16 protein-coding genes, 1 pseudogene and 1 other annotated feature are annotated in these 15,395 nt (G+C 38.2%); of the genes and pseudogenes, 4 read left to right on the top strand and 13 right to left on the bottom strand.

The window, feature by feature from the left end; all coding sequences use genetic code 11:
• Positions 1 to 158 precede the first annotated feature (158 nt).
• The 5 genes from AC58PQ_RS24645 to AC58PQ_RS24625 form a co-directional block, all read right to left on the bottom strand.
• Positions 159 to 698 carry a hypothetical protein gene (locus AC58PQ_RS24645; protein ID WP_497246319.1) on the bottom strand — a complete coding sequence of 180 codons (540 nt, stop codon included), beginning with the start codon at positions 696 to 698 and terminating at the stop codon, positions 159 to 161.
• Positions 699 to 902: 204 nt separating this feature from the next.
• A complete protein-coding gene (locus AC58PQ_RS24640; RefSeq protein ID WP_497246317.1) occupies positions 903 to 1,457 on the bottom strand; it encodes an S-layer homology domain-containing protein in 555 nt (184 codons plus the stop codon).
• A gap of 264 nt (positions 1,458 to 1,721) precedes the next feature.
• Positions 1,722 to 2,177, bottom strand: a complete 456-nt coding sequence (locus tag AC58PQ_RS24635; protein WP_497246315.1) for a GNAT family N-acetyltransferase — start codon at positions 2,175 to 2,177, stop codon at positions 1,722 to 1,724.
• 79 nt (positions 2,178 to 2,256) lie between these two features.
• Positions 2,257 to 3,711 (bottom strand): PAS domain S-box protein, encoded by a 1,455-nt coding sequence (locus tag AC58PQ_RS24630; RefSeq protein ID WP_497246313.1) that lies wholly within the window; start codon positions 3,709 to 3,711, stop codon positions 2,257 to 2,259.
• A 95-nt stretch (positions 3,712 to 3,806) separates the two neighbouring features.
• Positions 3,807 to 4,058, bottom strand: coding sequence for a Spo0E family sporulation regulatory protein-aspartic acid phosphatase (locus AC58PQ_RS24625; protein ID WP_497246321.1), 252 nt, complete (start codon positions 4,056 to 4,058; stop codon positions 3,807 to 3,809).
• A gap of 274 nt (positions 4,059 to 4,332) precedes the next feature.
• Here AC58PQ_RS24625 and AC58PQ_RS24620 point away from each other — a divergent pair.
• Positions 4,333 to 4,431: pseudogene (locus AC58PQ_RS24620) on the top strand (DDE-type integrase/transposase/recombinase); the annotation flags it as partial.
• Between the two features lie 224 nt (positions 4,432 to 4,655).
• Here the strand turns inward: AC58PQ_RS24620 and AC58PQ_RS24615 are convergent.
• The gene (locus AC58PQ_RS24615; protein ID WP_497246311.1) at positions 4,656 to 5,054 is read right to left on the bottom strand and encodes a hypothetical protein; all 399 of its coding nucleotides are present in this window, start codon (positions 5,052 to 5,054) and stop codon (positions 4,656 to 4,658) included.
• A gap of 382 nt (positions 5,055 to 5,436) precedes the next feature.
• On the opposite strand from AC58PQ_RS24615, the gene AC58PQ_RS24610 reads away from it, so the two are divergent.
• Positions 5,437 to 6,639 carry an IS110 family RNA-guided transposase gene (locus AC58PQ_RS24610; RefSeq protein WP_497246309.1) on the top strand — a complete coding sequence of 401 codons (1,203 nt, stop codon included), beginning with the start codon at positions 5,437 to 5,439 and terminating at the stop codon, positions 6,637 to 6,639.
• Positions 6,640 to 7,016: 377 nt separating this feature from the next.
• Here the strand turns inward: AC58PQ_RS24610 and AC58PQ_RS24605 are convergent, their stop codons facing one another.
• The 4 genes from AC58PQ_RS24605 to AC58PQ_RS24590 all read right to left on the bottom strand — a co-directional run bounded on the left by AC58PQ_RS24605 (position 7,017) and on the right by AC58PQ_RS24590 (position 9,598).
• On the bottom strand, positions 7,017 to 7,550 hold the full coding sequence (locus AC58PQ_RS24605) for a hypothetical protein (RefSeq protein ID WP_497246307.1): 534 nt from the start codon (positions 7,548 to 7,550) through the stop codon (positions 7,017 to 7,019).
• A 222-nt stretch (positions 7,551 to 7,772) separates the two neighbouring features.
• Positions 7,773 to 8,309 (bottom strand): hypothetical protein, encoded by a 537-nt coding sequence (locus AC58PQ_RS24600; RefSeq protein ID WP_497246305.1) that lies wholly within the window; start codon positions 8,307 to 8,309, stop codon positions 7,773 to 7,775.
• Positions 8,310 to 8,395: 86 nt separating this feature from the next.
• Complete coding sequence (locus tag AC58PQ_RS24595; protein WP_497246303.1) at positions 8,396 to 9,178, bottom strand: hypothetical protein; 783 nt, start codon at positions 9,176 to 9,178, stop codon at positions 8,396 to 8,398.
• Positions 9,179 to 9,598 (bottom strand): hypothetical protein, encoded by a 420-nt coding sequence (locus AC58PQ_RS24590; protein ID WP_497246301.1) that lies wholly within the window; start codon positions 9,596 to 9,598, stop codon positions 9,179 to 9,181. It lies immediately after the preceding gene.
• A 151-nt stretch (positions 9,599 to 9,749) separates the two neighbouring features.
• On the opposite strand from AC58PQ_RS24590, the gene AC58PQ_RS24585 reads away from it, so the two are divergent.
• Positions 9,750 to 10,148, top strand: coding sequence for a hypothetical protein (locus tag AC58PQ_RS24585; protein ID WP_497246299.1), 399 nt, complete (start codon positions 9,750 to 9,752; stop codon positions 10,146 to 10,148).
• Between the two features lie 112 nt (positions 10,149 to 10,260).
• Here AC58PQ_RS24585 and AC58PQ_RS24580 read toward each other — a convergent pair whose 3' ends face one another.
• A complete protein-coding gene (locus AC58PQ_RS24580; protein ID WP_497246297.1) occupies positions 10,261 to 11,259 on the bottom strand; it encodes a tryptophan--tRNA ligase in 999 nt (332 codons plus the stop codon).
• Positions 11,260 to 11,303: 44 nt separating this feature from the next.
• Positions 11,304 to 11,560, bottom strand: a binding site (T-box leader).
• A 387-nt stretch (positions 11,561 to 11,947) separates the two neighbouring features.
• Here AC58PQ_RS24580 and AC58PQ_RS24575 point away from each other — a divergent pair.
• Entirely contained in the window at positions 11,948 to 13,165 is a 1,218-nt protein-coding gene (locus AC58PQ_RS24575) for an IS110 family RNA-guided transposase (RefSeq protein ID WP_497246295.1), read from the top strand.
• Positions 13,166 to 13,344: 179 nt separating this feature from the next.
• On the opposite strand, the gene AC58PQ_RS24570 is transcribed toward AC58PQ_RS24575, so the two are convergent.
• Together AC58PQ_RS24570 and AC58PQ_RS24565 are read right to left on the bottom strand one after the other, a co-directional pair.
• A complete protein-coding gene (locus tag AC58PQ_RS24570; RefSeq protein ID WP_497246293.1) occupies positions 13,345 to 13,950 on the bottom strand; it encodes a GNAT family N-acetyltransferase in 606 nt (201 codons plus the stop codon).
• A 385-nt stretch (positions 13,951 to 14,335) separates the two neighbouring features.
• Entirely contained in the window at positions 14,336 to 15,196 is an 861-nt protein-coding gene (locus AC58PQ_RS24565; RefSeq protein WP_497246291.1) for a copper amine oxidase N-terminal domain-containing protein, read from the bottom strand.
• Between the last annotated feature and the right edge of the window lie 199 nt (positions 15,197 to 15,395).

The raw sequence follows: 15,395 nt of genomic DNA, 5'->3' as shown, positions 1-15,395 counted from the left end.
ATTTTTACTTGCTTGCAAAAAAAACAAACGGCACAGGGCTTATCCCATGCCGTTTCAGATTACAATTCTATTCTCATCCTAGTTTTTGAGCGTAACTTAATGACATTGGCCACTCGGCAGCCCTTCAAATGTTTAACAATCGTTCGCCTTTAGTTTAATTATCGTTTTCTGTACTGGTTTCGTCTTAATATCACTAATAACGTAATAATTACAAACGAAACAATCTTAATATAATTAAGAATTTCATTCTTTTTTTTCAAATCAGCTATTTCTTCAAGGTCATAACTAGCAAGCGATAATTCTTTTGTTCCACCGCACCAGGTATCTGTCGCTAATTCGCCTTGTTCATACTTATATAAGTAATTCTTCTTCGTTGTTTTATAAGCATACACAAGATACTCTTTACCATTTAAAAATTCACTACCAGCGGTAGTTACAATCGTAACATTTTCTCTGTTATCGCCTTTCAATGCAGATTTGACTTCAAATGTTACCCTGCTTTTTGGATTTATTGAACCTACGTTCTCATACGTTGTCTCTTTGACTTTGCCAATATAGACCGAATCGTGACTTTTAAATAATTCTCTTGGTTCATCACTTTCAGAACATACCAATGCGAAGCTTTTATTCGGTGAAATAATTAGAAATATGCATAATAACAACACCACAAAAATGCAAAATGTTTTAACTAATGCCACCTCTTTTCAGCTTTGTTCAATCCCCTATATATTACCACTATCTTATCACGCATTACTGCATAATAGTTAATGACAAAAAAAGCAGCTGCCGGTCGCGGCGATCTGCTCCTTGTTCCATATTAACGTTCGCCGAGGGAGCGTAATGAAGAGTTACTAATTTACATCATAAAATTATACCCTATACCATAATTTAACATCGTTATCTTACTCCAACACCTTCGGGGTCCCACAGCCACAAAAACCTAACGTTAAGTCATCCAATCCGAATAGGACCATCTGACGAGTAATTGGGATCGAGCCATAGAAAGATCCGTCAGAACGTAGATATGGAAACAACTTTAATGCTAGTGCCACATACCCTTTAGCATAATCGGATACTGTTTCATCGGTTCCTCCATGCGTTTGTTTACCCTCTGCATCTTTTCCAAGAGAGCGAATTAAAAAAACAGCAAACTGCTCTTTTGTCACCAATCCACTAGGGTTGAAACGATCGCTCTCTATACCATCAGTAATACCCGTTTCGCGAAGTGCTTCTATAAAAGGAAGTGTATCTCCAAATGCAGGATCGTCTGACTTCACATCGTTGAAGCTAGAAATTTCCAATGTGTCATTTATTTTTATTCTTACGGCAAGAGCCACGAACTTCGCGAACTCAGCACGGGTAATCGTTTCATTGATACCGAACCTTTCTTCGGAGATACCCTGAATTAAGCCTTCATATAACCATTTGTCTACTTTAGCCTTCGTCTTCTCATCCAAGCCGATAAGGTCTTTGTAATCAGCAGATGTTTTCGCAATAGCAGTATGAGTCTCTACCTTTGCTGTGATTATAGTGAGTACAATACACAAGCAGATAAACAGTGATTTTTTCCGCTGTTAAATCCTCACCTCTCCGAGTTACTTTCCTTATATTACCATAATTTTACAATGAGAGGGATTATTTCTATTTTCAATTCCTGCCGCTGAACAGAGGGCTACCTCTCGGCAGCCCTCTCATTATTGAGCTATAGTTACCCGTTAGCTTCACGCTAACTGAAGTAAGTGGGTGTCTTTTTCAGAATAATCTTTTACCGAAAACCCGATTGAGCGATAAAACAAATCAGCAACAGGATTATAAGTCTTCAACACAATCATTTGAAAGTATTTTCTAGCTTCTGCAATAACTGAGTCCATTAGCATCCGCCCTATCCCAAATCTGCGTACACTTGGTGAGACATACATTCGACGAACACGACCAATTTCTATGTTTTCTGAATGCGGGTCTTGATTCAATCCGCAAACTCCTACAATTTCGTCGTTTTTAATGCCACGGAAATATCGCGCTTGAAGTGAGGCTGTTCCATTAGCAACCGTAGCCTCATCATTAACATTCGAACAATTAAAATAAAATCGTTTCGTTATGCCATTCTCTGTACGCTCATATAATAGTCCATAACCATTATATTTATAAGTAACAGCGGTTCCATCAGATTTAATCATTTTAGTAAGACGATCTAAAATTCCACCGTCATATTAATTTCTTCACATTGGCATCGTGAAACACCACTTTATTTTTGTTTTATTCCCCCTCATAAAACGGAAGCTTTACACAGAACGCTGTACCAGTCAATTCGCTGCTTACCACCGTAATGATTCCACCATGATGATGAACGAGATTGTACGTGATCATTAATCCAAGTCCAGTACCGGAATCCTTGGTCGTATAGAAGGGCTGGCCAAGCAGAGTAATCTTATCAGGAGGAATACCGCACCCTTGGTCTTGGATTAGTATAGATACGAAATGATCATCTCTCCCAGCAGTGAGGCGAATCTGCCCGCCATTTCCCATTGCTTCAATAGCATTTTTAATCAGGTTGATAAACACTTGTTTGATTTGATTAGGTTCACCGTAAATCCACAACCCGTCGACCATCCACTCATTCACGATTTCAACATCCACCATCGCCGCCTGAACACGCATTAATGCTGTCACTTGTTCGAGCAGATCACGCAAGCAAATTCGCTGGAACTGTACAACATTGGGCTTGGCCAAAATAAGAAGTTCATTGGCAATGAACTCTATCCGTTTCAATTCCGACTCGATAATCTCGTAATATTGATCCTTCTCTGCCTTTAAATTTCTCATTAATCGAATGAAACCGTTGATTGAGGTTAGCGGATTGCGGATTTCGTGTGCGATTCCTGCGGCCAATTGACCGATCATCGACAGCTTATCCGAGCGGATCGCTCGCTCCATGGACGTTTTGCGCTCTGTAATATCACGGAAAACGCCGAGGACTGCCTGTTCCCCGTTGTACGTAGTCAGCATGAGGGTGATATCCACGTATTTGGTCCCGCCATTCAAACAAGAGAGCCCAAACTCTTCCGGACCAAACTTACCGCACTTCCATAACTCTTGTCTGCTGGCTTGCATCTGCATTTGGTATTCAGTTGAGATAACTTCCTGCCAAGTCAAATTGAGTGCTTGTTCCATACTATTTGCACCAATGATTTGGACTCCCGCGTTGTTGAGATATTGGAAGGAATCATTCTGAAAAATAAAGAAACCGTCCGGCAACTCCTCCAATAACCGGTAGAAGCTTTCTTCTTTTTCCTTTAACTTCGCTTCGTTTTTAAGTTGGATCCATTCAGCCTGCTTCGCTGCTGTGATGTTATGGATCTGCGAGAAAAAAAATAATGGTTTTCCATTCACATCCCTGATTAATGATACGATAAGCATCGCCCATACCGAATGGCCCAACTTGTGAATGTACCTCTTTTCCATATGGTATGCATCGATCTCTCCGCCCAATATACTGGTAACATATTTGATGTTCAAATCCAGGTCTTCAGGATGAGTGATCGTTTGAAAGTCAAATGCAAGCACCTCGTCCATTTCGTACCCTAACATTTCGCATAAGAAAGCGTTTGCTTTTAAAAATCGGCCTGTTCTGGAAATAAGGGCCATCCCGATTGCAGCATTGTTAAAAGCAAGATCATAGATGTTAAGTTGTTCCAGTTCCAGGATAAGCACCTTCCTATTCATTCTCCCTAAGCTCAGGAATTCTTTTTGGATGAAATTTTTCGGACGATGCTCTTGTCATACAACACCAAATATTATTTTATTTATTATCTGACATTAGTCCGGAGTTTTATTAAGGGTTGTTTCGAATGAAGCGGGATAACCTTGCTACTCTTACAAAATGCGCGTTTGATATTGCTATAAATATTTAAGAGATCATCCAATTCTTGAGAAAACCTCAACATTTCTTCCGATCGAAGATCGTATTTATTCCAACCTTGATTAAGCTCTCTTCGTTTAAGATCGATAGCTTTTTCGATTTCAGATAACCTGTCCACTTGTGAAAAACCTCCAGTCATCCAGTCACGGACAAAGACCGTGGTCAAAATAGCTTAATTACATATGATAGCTATATCTCTAAATTCCCCCCATTAAAACTGGGTTATTTATCCATTGTAATGAATTTAAACCTGGATAACAATTCCAAAAAAAGTACAACTATCCGAAAAAGTGAACTTTATATGAGAAATGCACATTCTACACTATTACACTTCTTGGTTCTGATGCAAGGATTTAAAAAGTTCGCAGTTAACCGACAAACTATACTTTGTCTATGCCACTAAACCAAATTACGAGACCTACATCAAAGTTAAAGGTCAGTAGAAGTATTTATACAGAGACGTTGATTCTATGGGGAAAACCATTGATTTCATGTTATCTGAAAATCGGGATATGCTGCTGGCAGCTATAAGCGCTTCTTTACAAAGGCTTTGTCCTCTCGCACGTGTAAACACCTTGAATAAAAGTCCAGCATATCCACCGCACGAAATCCTTTACGTCATTTTTGGTCGGTGAACTGCTGCCGATTCTTGCCGGCAGCCTCGTCCTGGTCTCATATTGAACAAACATTATCCGTTAGCGTAATCAATGTTGTTCACTGCTTTTCATAAGCGACGCTAAATTGAATGGCTATCAATACCCCAAATTTCAAACGTATCGTTTACAGTCTGAGTAAATAATGTTACTTCTAACCCCAAATAGTCATCTTCACCTTCAAATGAATATTCAGTTAGTCTTGTACTTATCATTATCTGATAACCAGTTGGATTTACGTGTCCAGAATATGAAACAGTGTCAATGTAGTAATTACCTGTTAATTGGCTGCGTATTGGAAACGAGTTTTCAGAATCATTGAAACACAAATTATCATCATGAATGTATTGATCCAATTCTTTGTGAACTAATGCCAACATTTCGTCCCATCTTTTAGTCAACTCTTGATATTGAGTTAGACTGATGCCCCCATAGAAGGTTATATTGGTTTTTGTGCATTTTTGTATAATTTTCAAGTCCATACTTAACCTCCCCCGATGCTCATTGCCTCGGCAACCATTTTTGAACTAAGCGGTCCCAGTTAGGTCAATTCGTGAGTCTTCATTAGCCGACAAGCCCTAGCTGAATAGTTCGTGATATCATTTGAACCATCCTGCCCGTTCGTATTATGAGGTCACCAGATCTTTCTGGTAGACCTCATTTTTGTATGGTCTTATTATAGCGGTAGCCGGGGATCGAACATTTCTGCCCGTGGGACTTGGATTCCGAGAGCTATTCAGTTCATCCCCCCTACTTGTTCAACCATGGTTATGCTGGTTGGGACATGAATCCCGTATCACATGCGATAGTGTGGAAGACAAGAAGGTTAGGGGTTACCGGTGAAAATATTTCAGGAGTGATGTCATGAATCCAGTCATTGGTGTGGATGTTTCAAAGGGAGAGAGCCATGCACAAGCTTTTTTAGACCGTGGAGTACCTCATGGGAAGATCTTTAGGTTTAATCATGATCTAGAAGGTCTAGCGTCTTTTCTAAGTTATATTAGAGGTGTGGAATCGGCAGCAGGGATTCGTCCTGCCATTGTTATGGAAGCAACAGGCCATTATCAAAGCCCCGTTGTTCAGTTTCTGGATGAGCACCAGTATTTGAACATCGTCATTAATCCTTTAATCTCACATAACGCTAAGAAAACCAATTTGCGACGGTTAAAGACGGATGCCGCAGATGCCCATTTATTAGGGACGTTGTTCTATAAAGAAGAGTTTGAACCCTACAAAAAGCGGGGGCAGCATCTCATGAATTTACGCTTTCTAACACGCCAATATGAAGCTTTAACAGGTATGTATGTCCAAGCAAAACTACAGTTTCAGGCTATTCTTGATCAAGTTTTTCCTGAATATCATGGCGTGTTTGGTGATCTTTATTCAAAGGTGTCCCTTCGATTTTTGGCTTTACACCCAACCTCAAATGAAGTCCTAGAGATGTCTGAGTTGGAGATTACTACTGCAATCCAAAGTCTTACTGGACGCGGAAAATCCGTCTCATGGTGCTTGGAACGTGCTCAAATCCTAGGGGCGGCAGCAAAGCGAAATCCCTTTAAGGAGACGGCTTTTTCAAGCCATTTAATCTCCATGCAGCTGCTCATCAAATTGCTTCTTCAATACCAGGATCATCTATCAACCCTTAATAAATCGGTAGATGGCCTGGCTGAAGAGCTACTTGAATATGATTTAATCCAATCGATACCCGGAATTGGCACTAAGATTGCTGCAACAATTTTAGCTGAGATTGGTGAGATCGATCGGTTTGATCACGCAAAAAAACTGGTGGCCTTTGCTGGTGTTGATCCAAGTGTTTTTTCTTCAGGTAAGTTTGTAGCTACCCAAAATAAAATCACTAAGCACGGCTCCAGGAGACTCCGTACTGCCTTTTATCAAGCTGTACGATGCGGTATTCGCAGTAATAGAAATAAGAAATTAAGGGCTTATTATGATAAGAAACGTGCTGAAGGAAAGCTATTCAAAGTAGCAGTAATTGCATGTGTGAATAAACTCATCCACTGGATTTTTGCCATCTTAACTACTAAGGAAGCATTCCGGTTAGAGTGAACAACAAGAAATAGAAATATATGGAATCTATATCCGTGCTTAATAGGACGGTTCTTTCCCACGCACTTTTTAAAGTATACCACCTCATGAACCTACTATTAATAATTAAATATTGACAAGATATTAACTGGAATAGCGGAACAGACTGCCGATCCATTTACTCACCTTCTGGTACAGTTCCATATTCGACTTTCTTTGCTTGATACATCTTATCCTTGTATTCATATGTAATCACGATTGCACCAATGAAGCTAGCTGGTGAAATTTGACCAGGAATAGAAACCAGCAATTGATTACCAACAATATCGAATTTAACAATATTGCCAAAGGCAACATCGGAAAAAGATTCTCATGGCTTATTTGAAACTTATCAATATTCACAACGTTTTTTTATCACCAATGATTACTACGGCTTCATTTGGAGTTAATTTTGTCTTGACGTTCTTTAATAATATTGAAATAGGGTTATCCACCATCACTTCTTCGTAATTTTCACCTTGAAAAACATGAGCCTCAGTATCCAAAACTCCTGTGCCATAACCTTTTGTTAATACGATAATCAATTCTTTTTTAGCATCATGATTTAAGTCCATGAAAAACAATTGTGGGGCATATGAAGGATTATTTACGTTTTTCCAATCGGGGAAAAAACGAATAGTGCCATCTATCTCTAATTTAAATTTCTCATAATTTCCTTCTCTTTCCATTGCATAAAGGGTAGCTTTCGCTTCAGCTAGACTGGCAACCGCGCATAGTTGAGGCTCATTGTTCGAAATAGGAGTTATGGCAGATGCAACAGAAACGATTGAACTGAATATTACAAATGTAGCAGCAGTAATCACCCACCATTTTTTCATTGAATCAAACCCTTCTTCACGGTTTTCCCTGTATTTTCCTATATAGTTTTCCATTCCTCTTGATTCGTTATACAAATAAACAAAAAGAGGAGCTGCCGCGAAGCGAGCCCCTCAACTATAGTTTTCCGATAGTTCAATAAAGTAATGCTTATTATTATTTGTAGTCCTTTTTTCAGTACCGTCACGTGTACTGGTTGATGCATAGTGTAATATACAAAACTTAACTTAATTCCCAAACTTCTCAGTCACTCAATTTTTATTGCTACATGCATCCATTCAAATCGAGTTAGCTACCTGAACCAAAACATCGCTTGTTATTATTTCTGAACGTCTATCGCTACTTATGATGTAATACCAACCGTTTTTATCAAAAAACAATACATTAAATAACCTCATCCCTGGTGTTGTACCATACTTTGCTTCAGTACCGTTGTTTAATGTATAAGTTCTTATTGTATTCCTTGCCCATGGAAATCCTTCGATCTTTTTAATCTTTGGATAAACCCAAATCATTAAGTGATTCTCAGCCTTATACTGATTTAGATATTCAACTTCGTAATGGTTATTATTAACTGACAATCCATCTTCTTTTACATAATTACATCTCCCGAGGCGATGGGTAAATTCAACTGGTGGTTCTACTCTTGGTAGTTTAATTTCCCTTTGAAAATGTTGTTCACATTCAGTCAAAGATTCCTTTAAAGATTTGTAGCCAGCATCATAATAGGCTTGTTCAAATGAGGGATTTGACGCATAAAGTGTACCCCAGCTAATTAGCAGAAAAGTAATACAAAGCAGCCACATTTTCTTCATCAATATGGACCTCCATCTGTGAGTAATTTGCCCAACTAATCAATCTTGCTGTCCGTTAGTACAAAAGGCTGCACGCGGCAGCCTCATTACATGGATTCTGCGATTTTCAATAAATCATCTATTGTAAACTTTTTGCTCAAGTTTTTCTTACCGACTGTCAATTTATAATTCAAACCATCTTTCTGAAATCGTATTTCATATCCCAAGTCGAAGTTTGCATTATATAACACTTTTGTTCCGTCTTTTAATTTGAGAATCTCGGTGTTTTTCCATATAAATCGATCTAGGTTCTCAGTTGAAGGGATTACAGCAATATGTAGATAGCTGTGCAGAGACTCCATTCTATATCCTAGATCTAGAATCTCAGGCTGCGTTTCATTTTTTTCAGTAATATAACCATGAAAACCAGTAACTTCAGCTGGGAATTCAGTGGGTACCAACACGCGTCTGTGAAACTTCAGTTGATATTCTTTCACCAATTTAGCTTCTTCTAGCAGTGGCTTTGTCCCATCATGGATAACCTGAATATATGAGATTTTTTCATCTTTAACTATTACTTCCCATATAAATGCGATTCGTTCCTCGCCAGGTTCTCCTTTAAAATACGCTACCACGATTTGAGTATCATTTCTTTGTGGTGTTGTCAGTACATTGAATCCATCTATCGGTTTTGTTTCAACAAGCTCAGGTATCTTCACAGATTGACTAAACAAATATCGCCTAGCTGCATCTTGTTCCTTTTTTATTAAGTGATTTATAAATTTATCAACCACTTTCTTAGGTTGTTCGGCTTGTACATATTTTTCAGCAAACAAACTGCTAACTGTCAAAATCAGAATTAATACCCATACTTTTCTCATTTTTATCACTCAGGTCCCCCTAAACAGGTTTTCTACATACGTAGTTTTCTGGCATTTCTTTGATTGAGTATTCTTTAATAGCCCATTGCCTGAGTCATTGTGGTTGGACATTTTTGCCGTGAGAATAACATTTAGTGGATTATCCTTATCCGCACCTTTAAATGTCATACCTTCCATTGTTACTTCAAAGTAAAATGAACCTGGATCTACTTTCTTAATTTCTAAAATCTTTTGGCATTGAAGACCTAATTGGTGATTAGGACCAAATTGTTTGTCTAGCGTTTGAGACATGATTTGATACGTTTCGTGAATAGCTAGATCATGAAGGATCTCTTCTTGCAACTCATTGCCTTTGGGTGATTCTGAAGCAGCTTTTGTAGAAAAGGAAAAAGCAAAAAAGATAAGCAAGAAGCTTACCCATTTTTTCATAAGAATAACAACACCATTTTTTGAGATTATTATTCCCAAAAGACAGAAATATTATTTGTACCAAGAAGGTTGCCGACATCAGATGAGTGTCGATTTTCATCAAGAATACTGAAATAGACATTGGATATACTAATTGGCAGGAGGTGGGTACTTGAAAAAAATAACAATAATGAGCATCCTAATTTTTGTTTTTATTATGCCATTAGCCCATGCAGACGAGATTGAAAAGTATCCTGGAAATGCAAATAAAAATTTCCCAACAGCAGACATATACTATCAGCAAGTGAATCGAAACGAATATACTGAATATCCCGATTCCGTATTCAAAATTAGGGAAAAGATTTTGTACAAGGATCTTAATAATGTCTTCTCCCATGTACCTAAACAGTTCGGTACAACAACTGATGTAAGCGCCGATGGTTATAATCCCGAGAGACAAGTTTACGTATTTATTTCAGCCAAATTTGTAAATAAAAAGCCTTTTCATCAACATGCTGTCTTTGATGCAGAGACTGGGAGAATGATTGCAGGTGGAAAACAATTACAATAGTTGTAAATATCAATAAAGAAGGAGCTGCATTGGCAGCTCCTTCTTTATTGAACAAACGTTTTCCATTAGTTGAACAAACCAACGTTGATTTCTATATCAAAAGGTCTAACTATTAATAGCGTCCTATCTTCGTTTTTACATTCTCAAGCAGAGGCGCAGCTAAAGCTCTTGCTTTCTTTGCTCCTTCAACCAGGATACTGTCAATTATTTCTGGTGATGCCATTAACTCATTGTATTTTTTTCGCGGTTCTTCTAAATAATCATTCATGACCTGGAACAGTTCTTGCTTTGCTTCTCCCCAACTAATACCTTTTTGATATTTATCCCTTAATAATTGAATTTGGCTGGGGTTAGCAAATTCTTTGTACAATAAAAACACATTAGATGTATCCGGATCTTTGGGCTCGTTAGGAGGTATAGAATCTGTTTTAATTTTGTTTATTAGCTTTTTTAGTTCATCAGCTGTTTCAAAAAGAGGTATCGTATTACTATAGCTCTTACTCATTTTTCTTCCATCAAGCCCAGGAATTACATAGGTGTTTTCATCCACAATATAATTAGGCAATTTGAATGTGTCTCCATAGTTCCTGTTGAAGCCTTCAGCGATATCTCTTGCTATTTCAACATGTTGAATCTGGTCCTTACCAACTGGAACTTTGTCAGATTGAAATAACAATATATCCGCTGACATTAAAATCGGGTATGTGAACAAGCCCATATTAACTCCCGTGTCCGTGTCCAATCCCAGATGCTGATTATTATCAATAATTGCTTTATACGCATGAGCACGATTCATTAATCCCTTGGATGTCAGACAAGATAGTATCCAATTAAGTTCAAATATCTCTGGAACATCAGATTGTCTATAAAAAATTACTCTATCTGGATCTAGCCCTAATGCCAACCATGTTGCTGCAATACCATAAGACAGATCATTGAACTCGTCTCTGTTCTGAATAAATGTTAATGCGTGATAGTCAGCAATAAAGTAAAGTGCGATGCAATCACTATCTTTTGCGATTTGAAGTGCAGGTTTTATTGCAGCGATGTAGTTCCCTAAATGGACTTTACCAGTGGGCTTAATACCTGTTAGAACAATTTCAGTTGTCATGTTATCCCTCCTCAGAATATAACAAAAAGGGGTATACTCATCCTTGAAAGGACGAGAATACCCCGTGATACCACCTTAATTAGCCCAAATATAAATTCGGACTCACTCTAACGCATCGAACCATGCAATATGTTTGAATGCGCGTCTCTTGTAACGACGAGACTTTCGCCAAAGCCTACTCAATGAATTTTCGGTTTGGATGCTCAGAAGCCCACTTCAACATAATCCCTACACTGATTCACACCAACCATCAGCTCTCTGGAGTATTCGTTATGCTTACTCTCTTCATCACCGCAAAGTTATATATAATTATATTACTTAATTTTTACACCACAATTGCGTTTTTGTCAAATACTGGTGATTACCTTAAATCAAAAACAAAAAAACATAACTTGACTCCACCAAGCTGCTACCATGCAAAACTGCCCTTTAGCCATACATGCAGCGCAAGCGCCGCACCACAGATGATGAAAATGGGGTAGAAAATCTGTCAATACTGCTACTATGGCTGGGTGAGGAAGGTCGATGAACTATGGTGCCATAGAGCCCATCCGTTAGTCTGACTCCAACAACCACGGTGCATCACAGATTGTCGCTCCCTTTTGGGAAGCACTCATAGGAGATTAATCCTACTCTGGTTGCTGCACCAGCCTCTACTCTGTTTTAGCCATAGAGAGGATGTTTTAATATGGAAGTTGTCATTGAACGAGCATGCGGTATGGATATTCATAAGGACAATATTACTGCATGTATTCTTACGTCGAAGGGAAAGGAGATCCAAACGTTTTCAACTAAAACGGTGTTTCTATTACAGCTAATCGATTGGATTAAACAGCATGAATGTACGCACGTTGCTATGGAAAGTACAGGGGTATTTTGGAAACCTATTGTCAATTTACTTGAAGCTGAAGGTATTGAATTTTTAGTGGTGAATGCCCAGCATATGAAAGCACTGCCTGGACGTAAAACAGATGTCAAAGATTCGGAATGGATTGCTAAGCTTCTTCGTCATGGACTCCTCAAAGCAAGTTTCATTCCAGATCGAAATCAACGGGAGCTTCGAGAACTTGTTCGGTACCGTCGTAGTATTATTGAAGAAAGAGCCAGACAACACAATCGAATTCAAAAAGTGCTAGAAGGAGCAAATATTAATCTTGGCTCTGTTGTTTCCGATATTATGGGCGTTTCTTCTCGCGATATGCTGAGTGCCATTGCAGAAGGTGAAGATGATCCCGAAAAATTAGCGAGCTTCGCTAGACGCACCATGAAGCGAAAAAAGGATGATCTTGAACTCGCTCTTCAAGGCTATGTAAATCCTCACCAACGCCTGATGATAAAGACCATTTTAACTCACATTGATTTCTTAAGTGAACAGATCGAGAAGCTAGATCAGGTAGTCGCTATAAGGGTAACCCCTTTCCATGACGACGTCGAACGTTTAGATTCGATTCCTGGTATTGCCACTCGAATGGCGGAACAAATGTTAGCGGAAATCGGCACGGATATTAAAAAGCAGTTTCCGAGCGCTGCGCATTTCTGTTCATGGGCAGGACTAGTACCTGGACATAACGAAAGTGCTGGAAAACGAAAATCTGCCAAAGCCAAGAACGGAAACAAATATCTGAAATCTGCCTCGGTTGAAGCAGCCCATTCGGTTGCATCGTCAAAAAACTATCTCGGCGCCATGTATAGACGTACAGCAGCACGAAAAGGGAGAAAACGAGCAGCCATAACTGTGGCTCATGCAATGTTAAGAATTGCCTTCTATCTTTTAACTCGTAAGGAAATGTACGTAGACTTAGGTGAAGATTATTTTGACAAACAAAAGCAACAATCTATTGTAAAGTACGCAGTTCGACGACTAGAAAACTTAGGTTATTCTGTAACCATTTCAGAAGTCTCCTAATTCTTTTAAGAAACCAATATCTCTTTATTTGGGCGCTCCACTCTTTAAAAAAAATGAATGTGCTGCGTCTTATTTACTATTGTCTTTTTGAGTGACTGCAGTTTTAATTTTCATGGGAGTTGAGAAAAGGCAGCCGTACCATTAAGGTCAGCTGCCAGTTATTGAACTCTCGTTCTCCGTTAGCTTAACGAACTACGCAATACTTCCCATTCACTTTTACTAAGTTTGTAATAATTATATCTCTCGTTATCAATCTCAATAATATTTTGAAAATTACACCCGCATTTTTGTATTACTCTATTTGACGGTACGTTACGCAAAAGAGCAATAGCATTAAGCACCTCGACGTTTGTATTCTCAAATAAATACTTGATTAACCCTCTTGCAGCTTGCGTAGTATAACCCTTGCCTCTATGATCTTTTGAGATTGCAAACATGATCTCTCGGTTTGGCGTCGGCAATTCGTCTTTTAATCCAGTACAGCACCAACCGATAAAATCTCCCGTTTCCTTCAATATTATTCCCAAACGAAGACGGAGTTCACTAATACTCCCACCTTCCGATACAGCATTTAGAAACTGTTTGTTTCCTGGAATTTCGTAGTTTATAAACCAATCTTCTCTTTTTTCTTTAGATACGTTCCAGCCTGGCAAGTATTCATGTATTTCAGGTTGCCATGTTAAAGAATGAAATTTTTCCAAATCATCAAGTATATACTCCCTTAGGTAGACATCCTTACAGTCAATCGCAAAAAAATTATCTTCGAAAGCATAATTTGCGCTCATTATCTTCACCCGCGTTTCAATTGGTATGAGTTTCCAATAGTATCATAACATATCCCGACCCATATAGTTGGTAAAGATTAATTATTGCTAAACTATGCTGCCCGTTACTTGAATGAAAACAGGGAGCAACTGCTGCGGCAATCTGCTCCCTGTTTTTAATTGAACTATATGTTCGCCGTTAGAGTTTAATAACTTAATCTGTTATAGCAAGCTTTTATAGCATAAATTCCCCATTCGTATATGAAGTAATAATCATTACTCTGACAAAAAAACTTATCATATAGAGACCACTGCAAAAGCCATGCTTTTGCAGTGGTCTCCAATAGTGGGATTCTATTGCTGTTCCATTAACACAATGGATATTCTATCTTGTCGGATCATATTTTCACTCGTGTAATAACTCAAAAGTGTCTAGAATCTCTAAAAAATAATCTTTTTCTCTATCAAATGCATCACTATCAGCAGAAAATGAAATTAGATACATAACCGGGCCCCCATCAACGATTGTAACCAAGGAGGTTCTGTTTGTTTCAGAAAATACTTTTATATATCGCTTTGCTCTATTTCCCTTTATTTGCAGAGATTCCCTCTGAGTAATATTCTCTTTATCTAAATCCATAAGATCATCAATGGTATGGCCCCACGGTTTAGCTTTTGGGAGTACAGAAACGCGACCATTTAAAGCACCATCGCCGTCGTAATATATGTTTAATGCAGTTAGACTGTTAGTCGGCTTATCTTCATACCAATAATTATCAACTTGAATCTTAAATTTCTGCTCTGTCTTTGTATAGGTGTTAATAGGTGAAAAAATAGTAATTTTTTGATCTATTTCATACCAACGAACCAAACAGTCAGCCGACTCACCAACAAATCTCAGAGGAATCATTGTAATATTATCTTTAATACTCGGTGCAATATCGAGATTAAATTTAACATCATTCACATATGCAATATTACTGCCAATGGTAAGAATAATCTTCAAATCTTCTCTTGTTCCCGTAATCGTCTTTGTTAAACCGTCCCATTTTATTGAAAGACCTAACTTCTCAAACACAGGCCGAAACTGTACCAATGTTGTTCCATTCTCTATAACTGGATCAATATCAAATTTCATTACATCCTGATTAAATATAACTGCTATAGCAGAAGATTCAGATTTTTGGATGTTTTCGGCGCTGACGATGGGAATGCATAGAAATAAAAATGTACATGTGATGGATAATAGAATTATAGTGCGTTTCAAGCAAATCGCTCCTTAAGAATTTTCTTTCACCACCATAATACAAACCATGTTATTTATCAATCTTCTAATTGCAAATTGGTAACAAACTCTATTTTCCATTTGCCAAGGATGGGGGCTCATTCAGTAGTTTATCGCATATTCAATTCTTATTAAATAGTTCAATGTAGTCTGGTTGTACAATCAAGTCAGGATATGATGG

Source organism: Paenibacillus sp. J22P143 (assembly GCF_059692035.1).
This window is presented reverse-complemented; position numbering and strand designations above follow the sequence as displayed.

Bases quoted from the DNA above. Each gene is read 5' to 3' on its own strand.
- AC58PQ_RS24635 (WP_497246315.1), bottom strand. From the start codon at position 2,177: ATGATTAAATCTGATGGAACCGCTGTTACTTATAAATATAATGGTTAT.
- AC58PQ_RS24625 (WP_497246321.1), bottom strand. From the start codon at position 4,058: ATGACTGGAGGTTTTTCACAAGTGGACAGGTTATCTGAAATCGAAAAA.
- AC58PQ_RS24615 (WP_497246311.1), bottom strand. From the start codon at position 5,054: ATGGACTTGAAAATTATACAAAAATGCACAAAAACCAATATAACCTTC.
- AC58PQ_RS24610 (WP_497246309.1), top strand. From the start codon at position 5,437: ATGAATCCAGTCATTGGTGTGGATGTTTCAAAGGGAGAGAGCCATGCA.
- AC58PQ_RS24605 (WP_497246307.1), bottom strand. From the start codon at position 7,550: ATGGAAAACTATATAGGAAAATACAGGGAAAACCGTGAAGAAGGGTTT.
- AC58PQ_RS24600 (WP_497246305.1), bottom strand. From the start codon at position 8,309: ATGAAGAAAATGTGGCTGCTTTGTATTACTTTTCTGCTAATTAGCTGG.
- AC58PQ_RS24590 (WP_497246301.1), bottom strand. From the start codon at position 9,598: ATGAAAAAATGGGTAAGCTTCTTGCTTATCTTTTTTGCTTTTTCCTTT.
- AC58PQ_RS24580 (WP_497246297.1), bottom strand. From the start codon at position 11,259: ATGACAACTGAAATTGTTCTAACAGGTATTAAGCCCACTGGTAAAGTC.
- AC58PQ_RS24575 (WP_497246295.1), top strand. From the start codon at position 11,948: ATGGAAGTTGTCATTGAACGAGCATGCGGTATGGATATTCATAAGGAC.
- AC58PQ_RS24570 (WP_497246293.1), bottom strand. From the start codon at position 13,950: ATGAGCGCAAATTATGCTTTCGAAGATAATTTTTTTGCGATTGACTGT.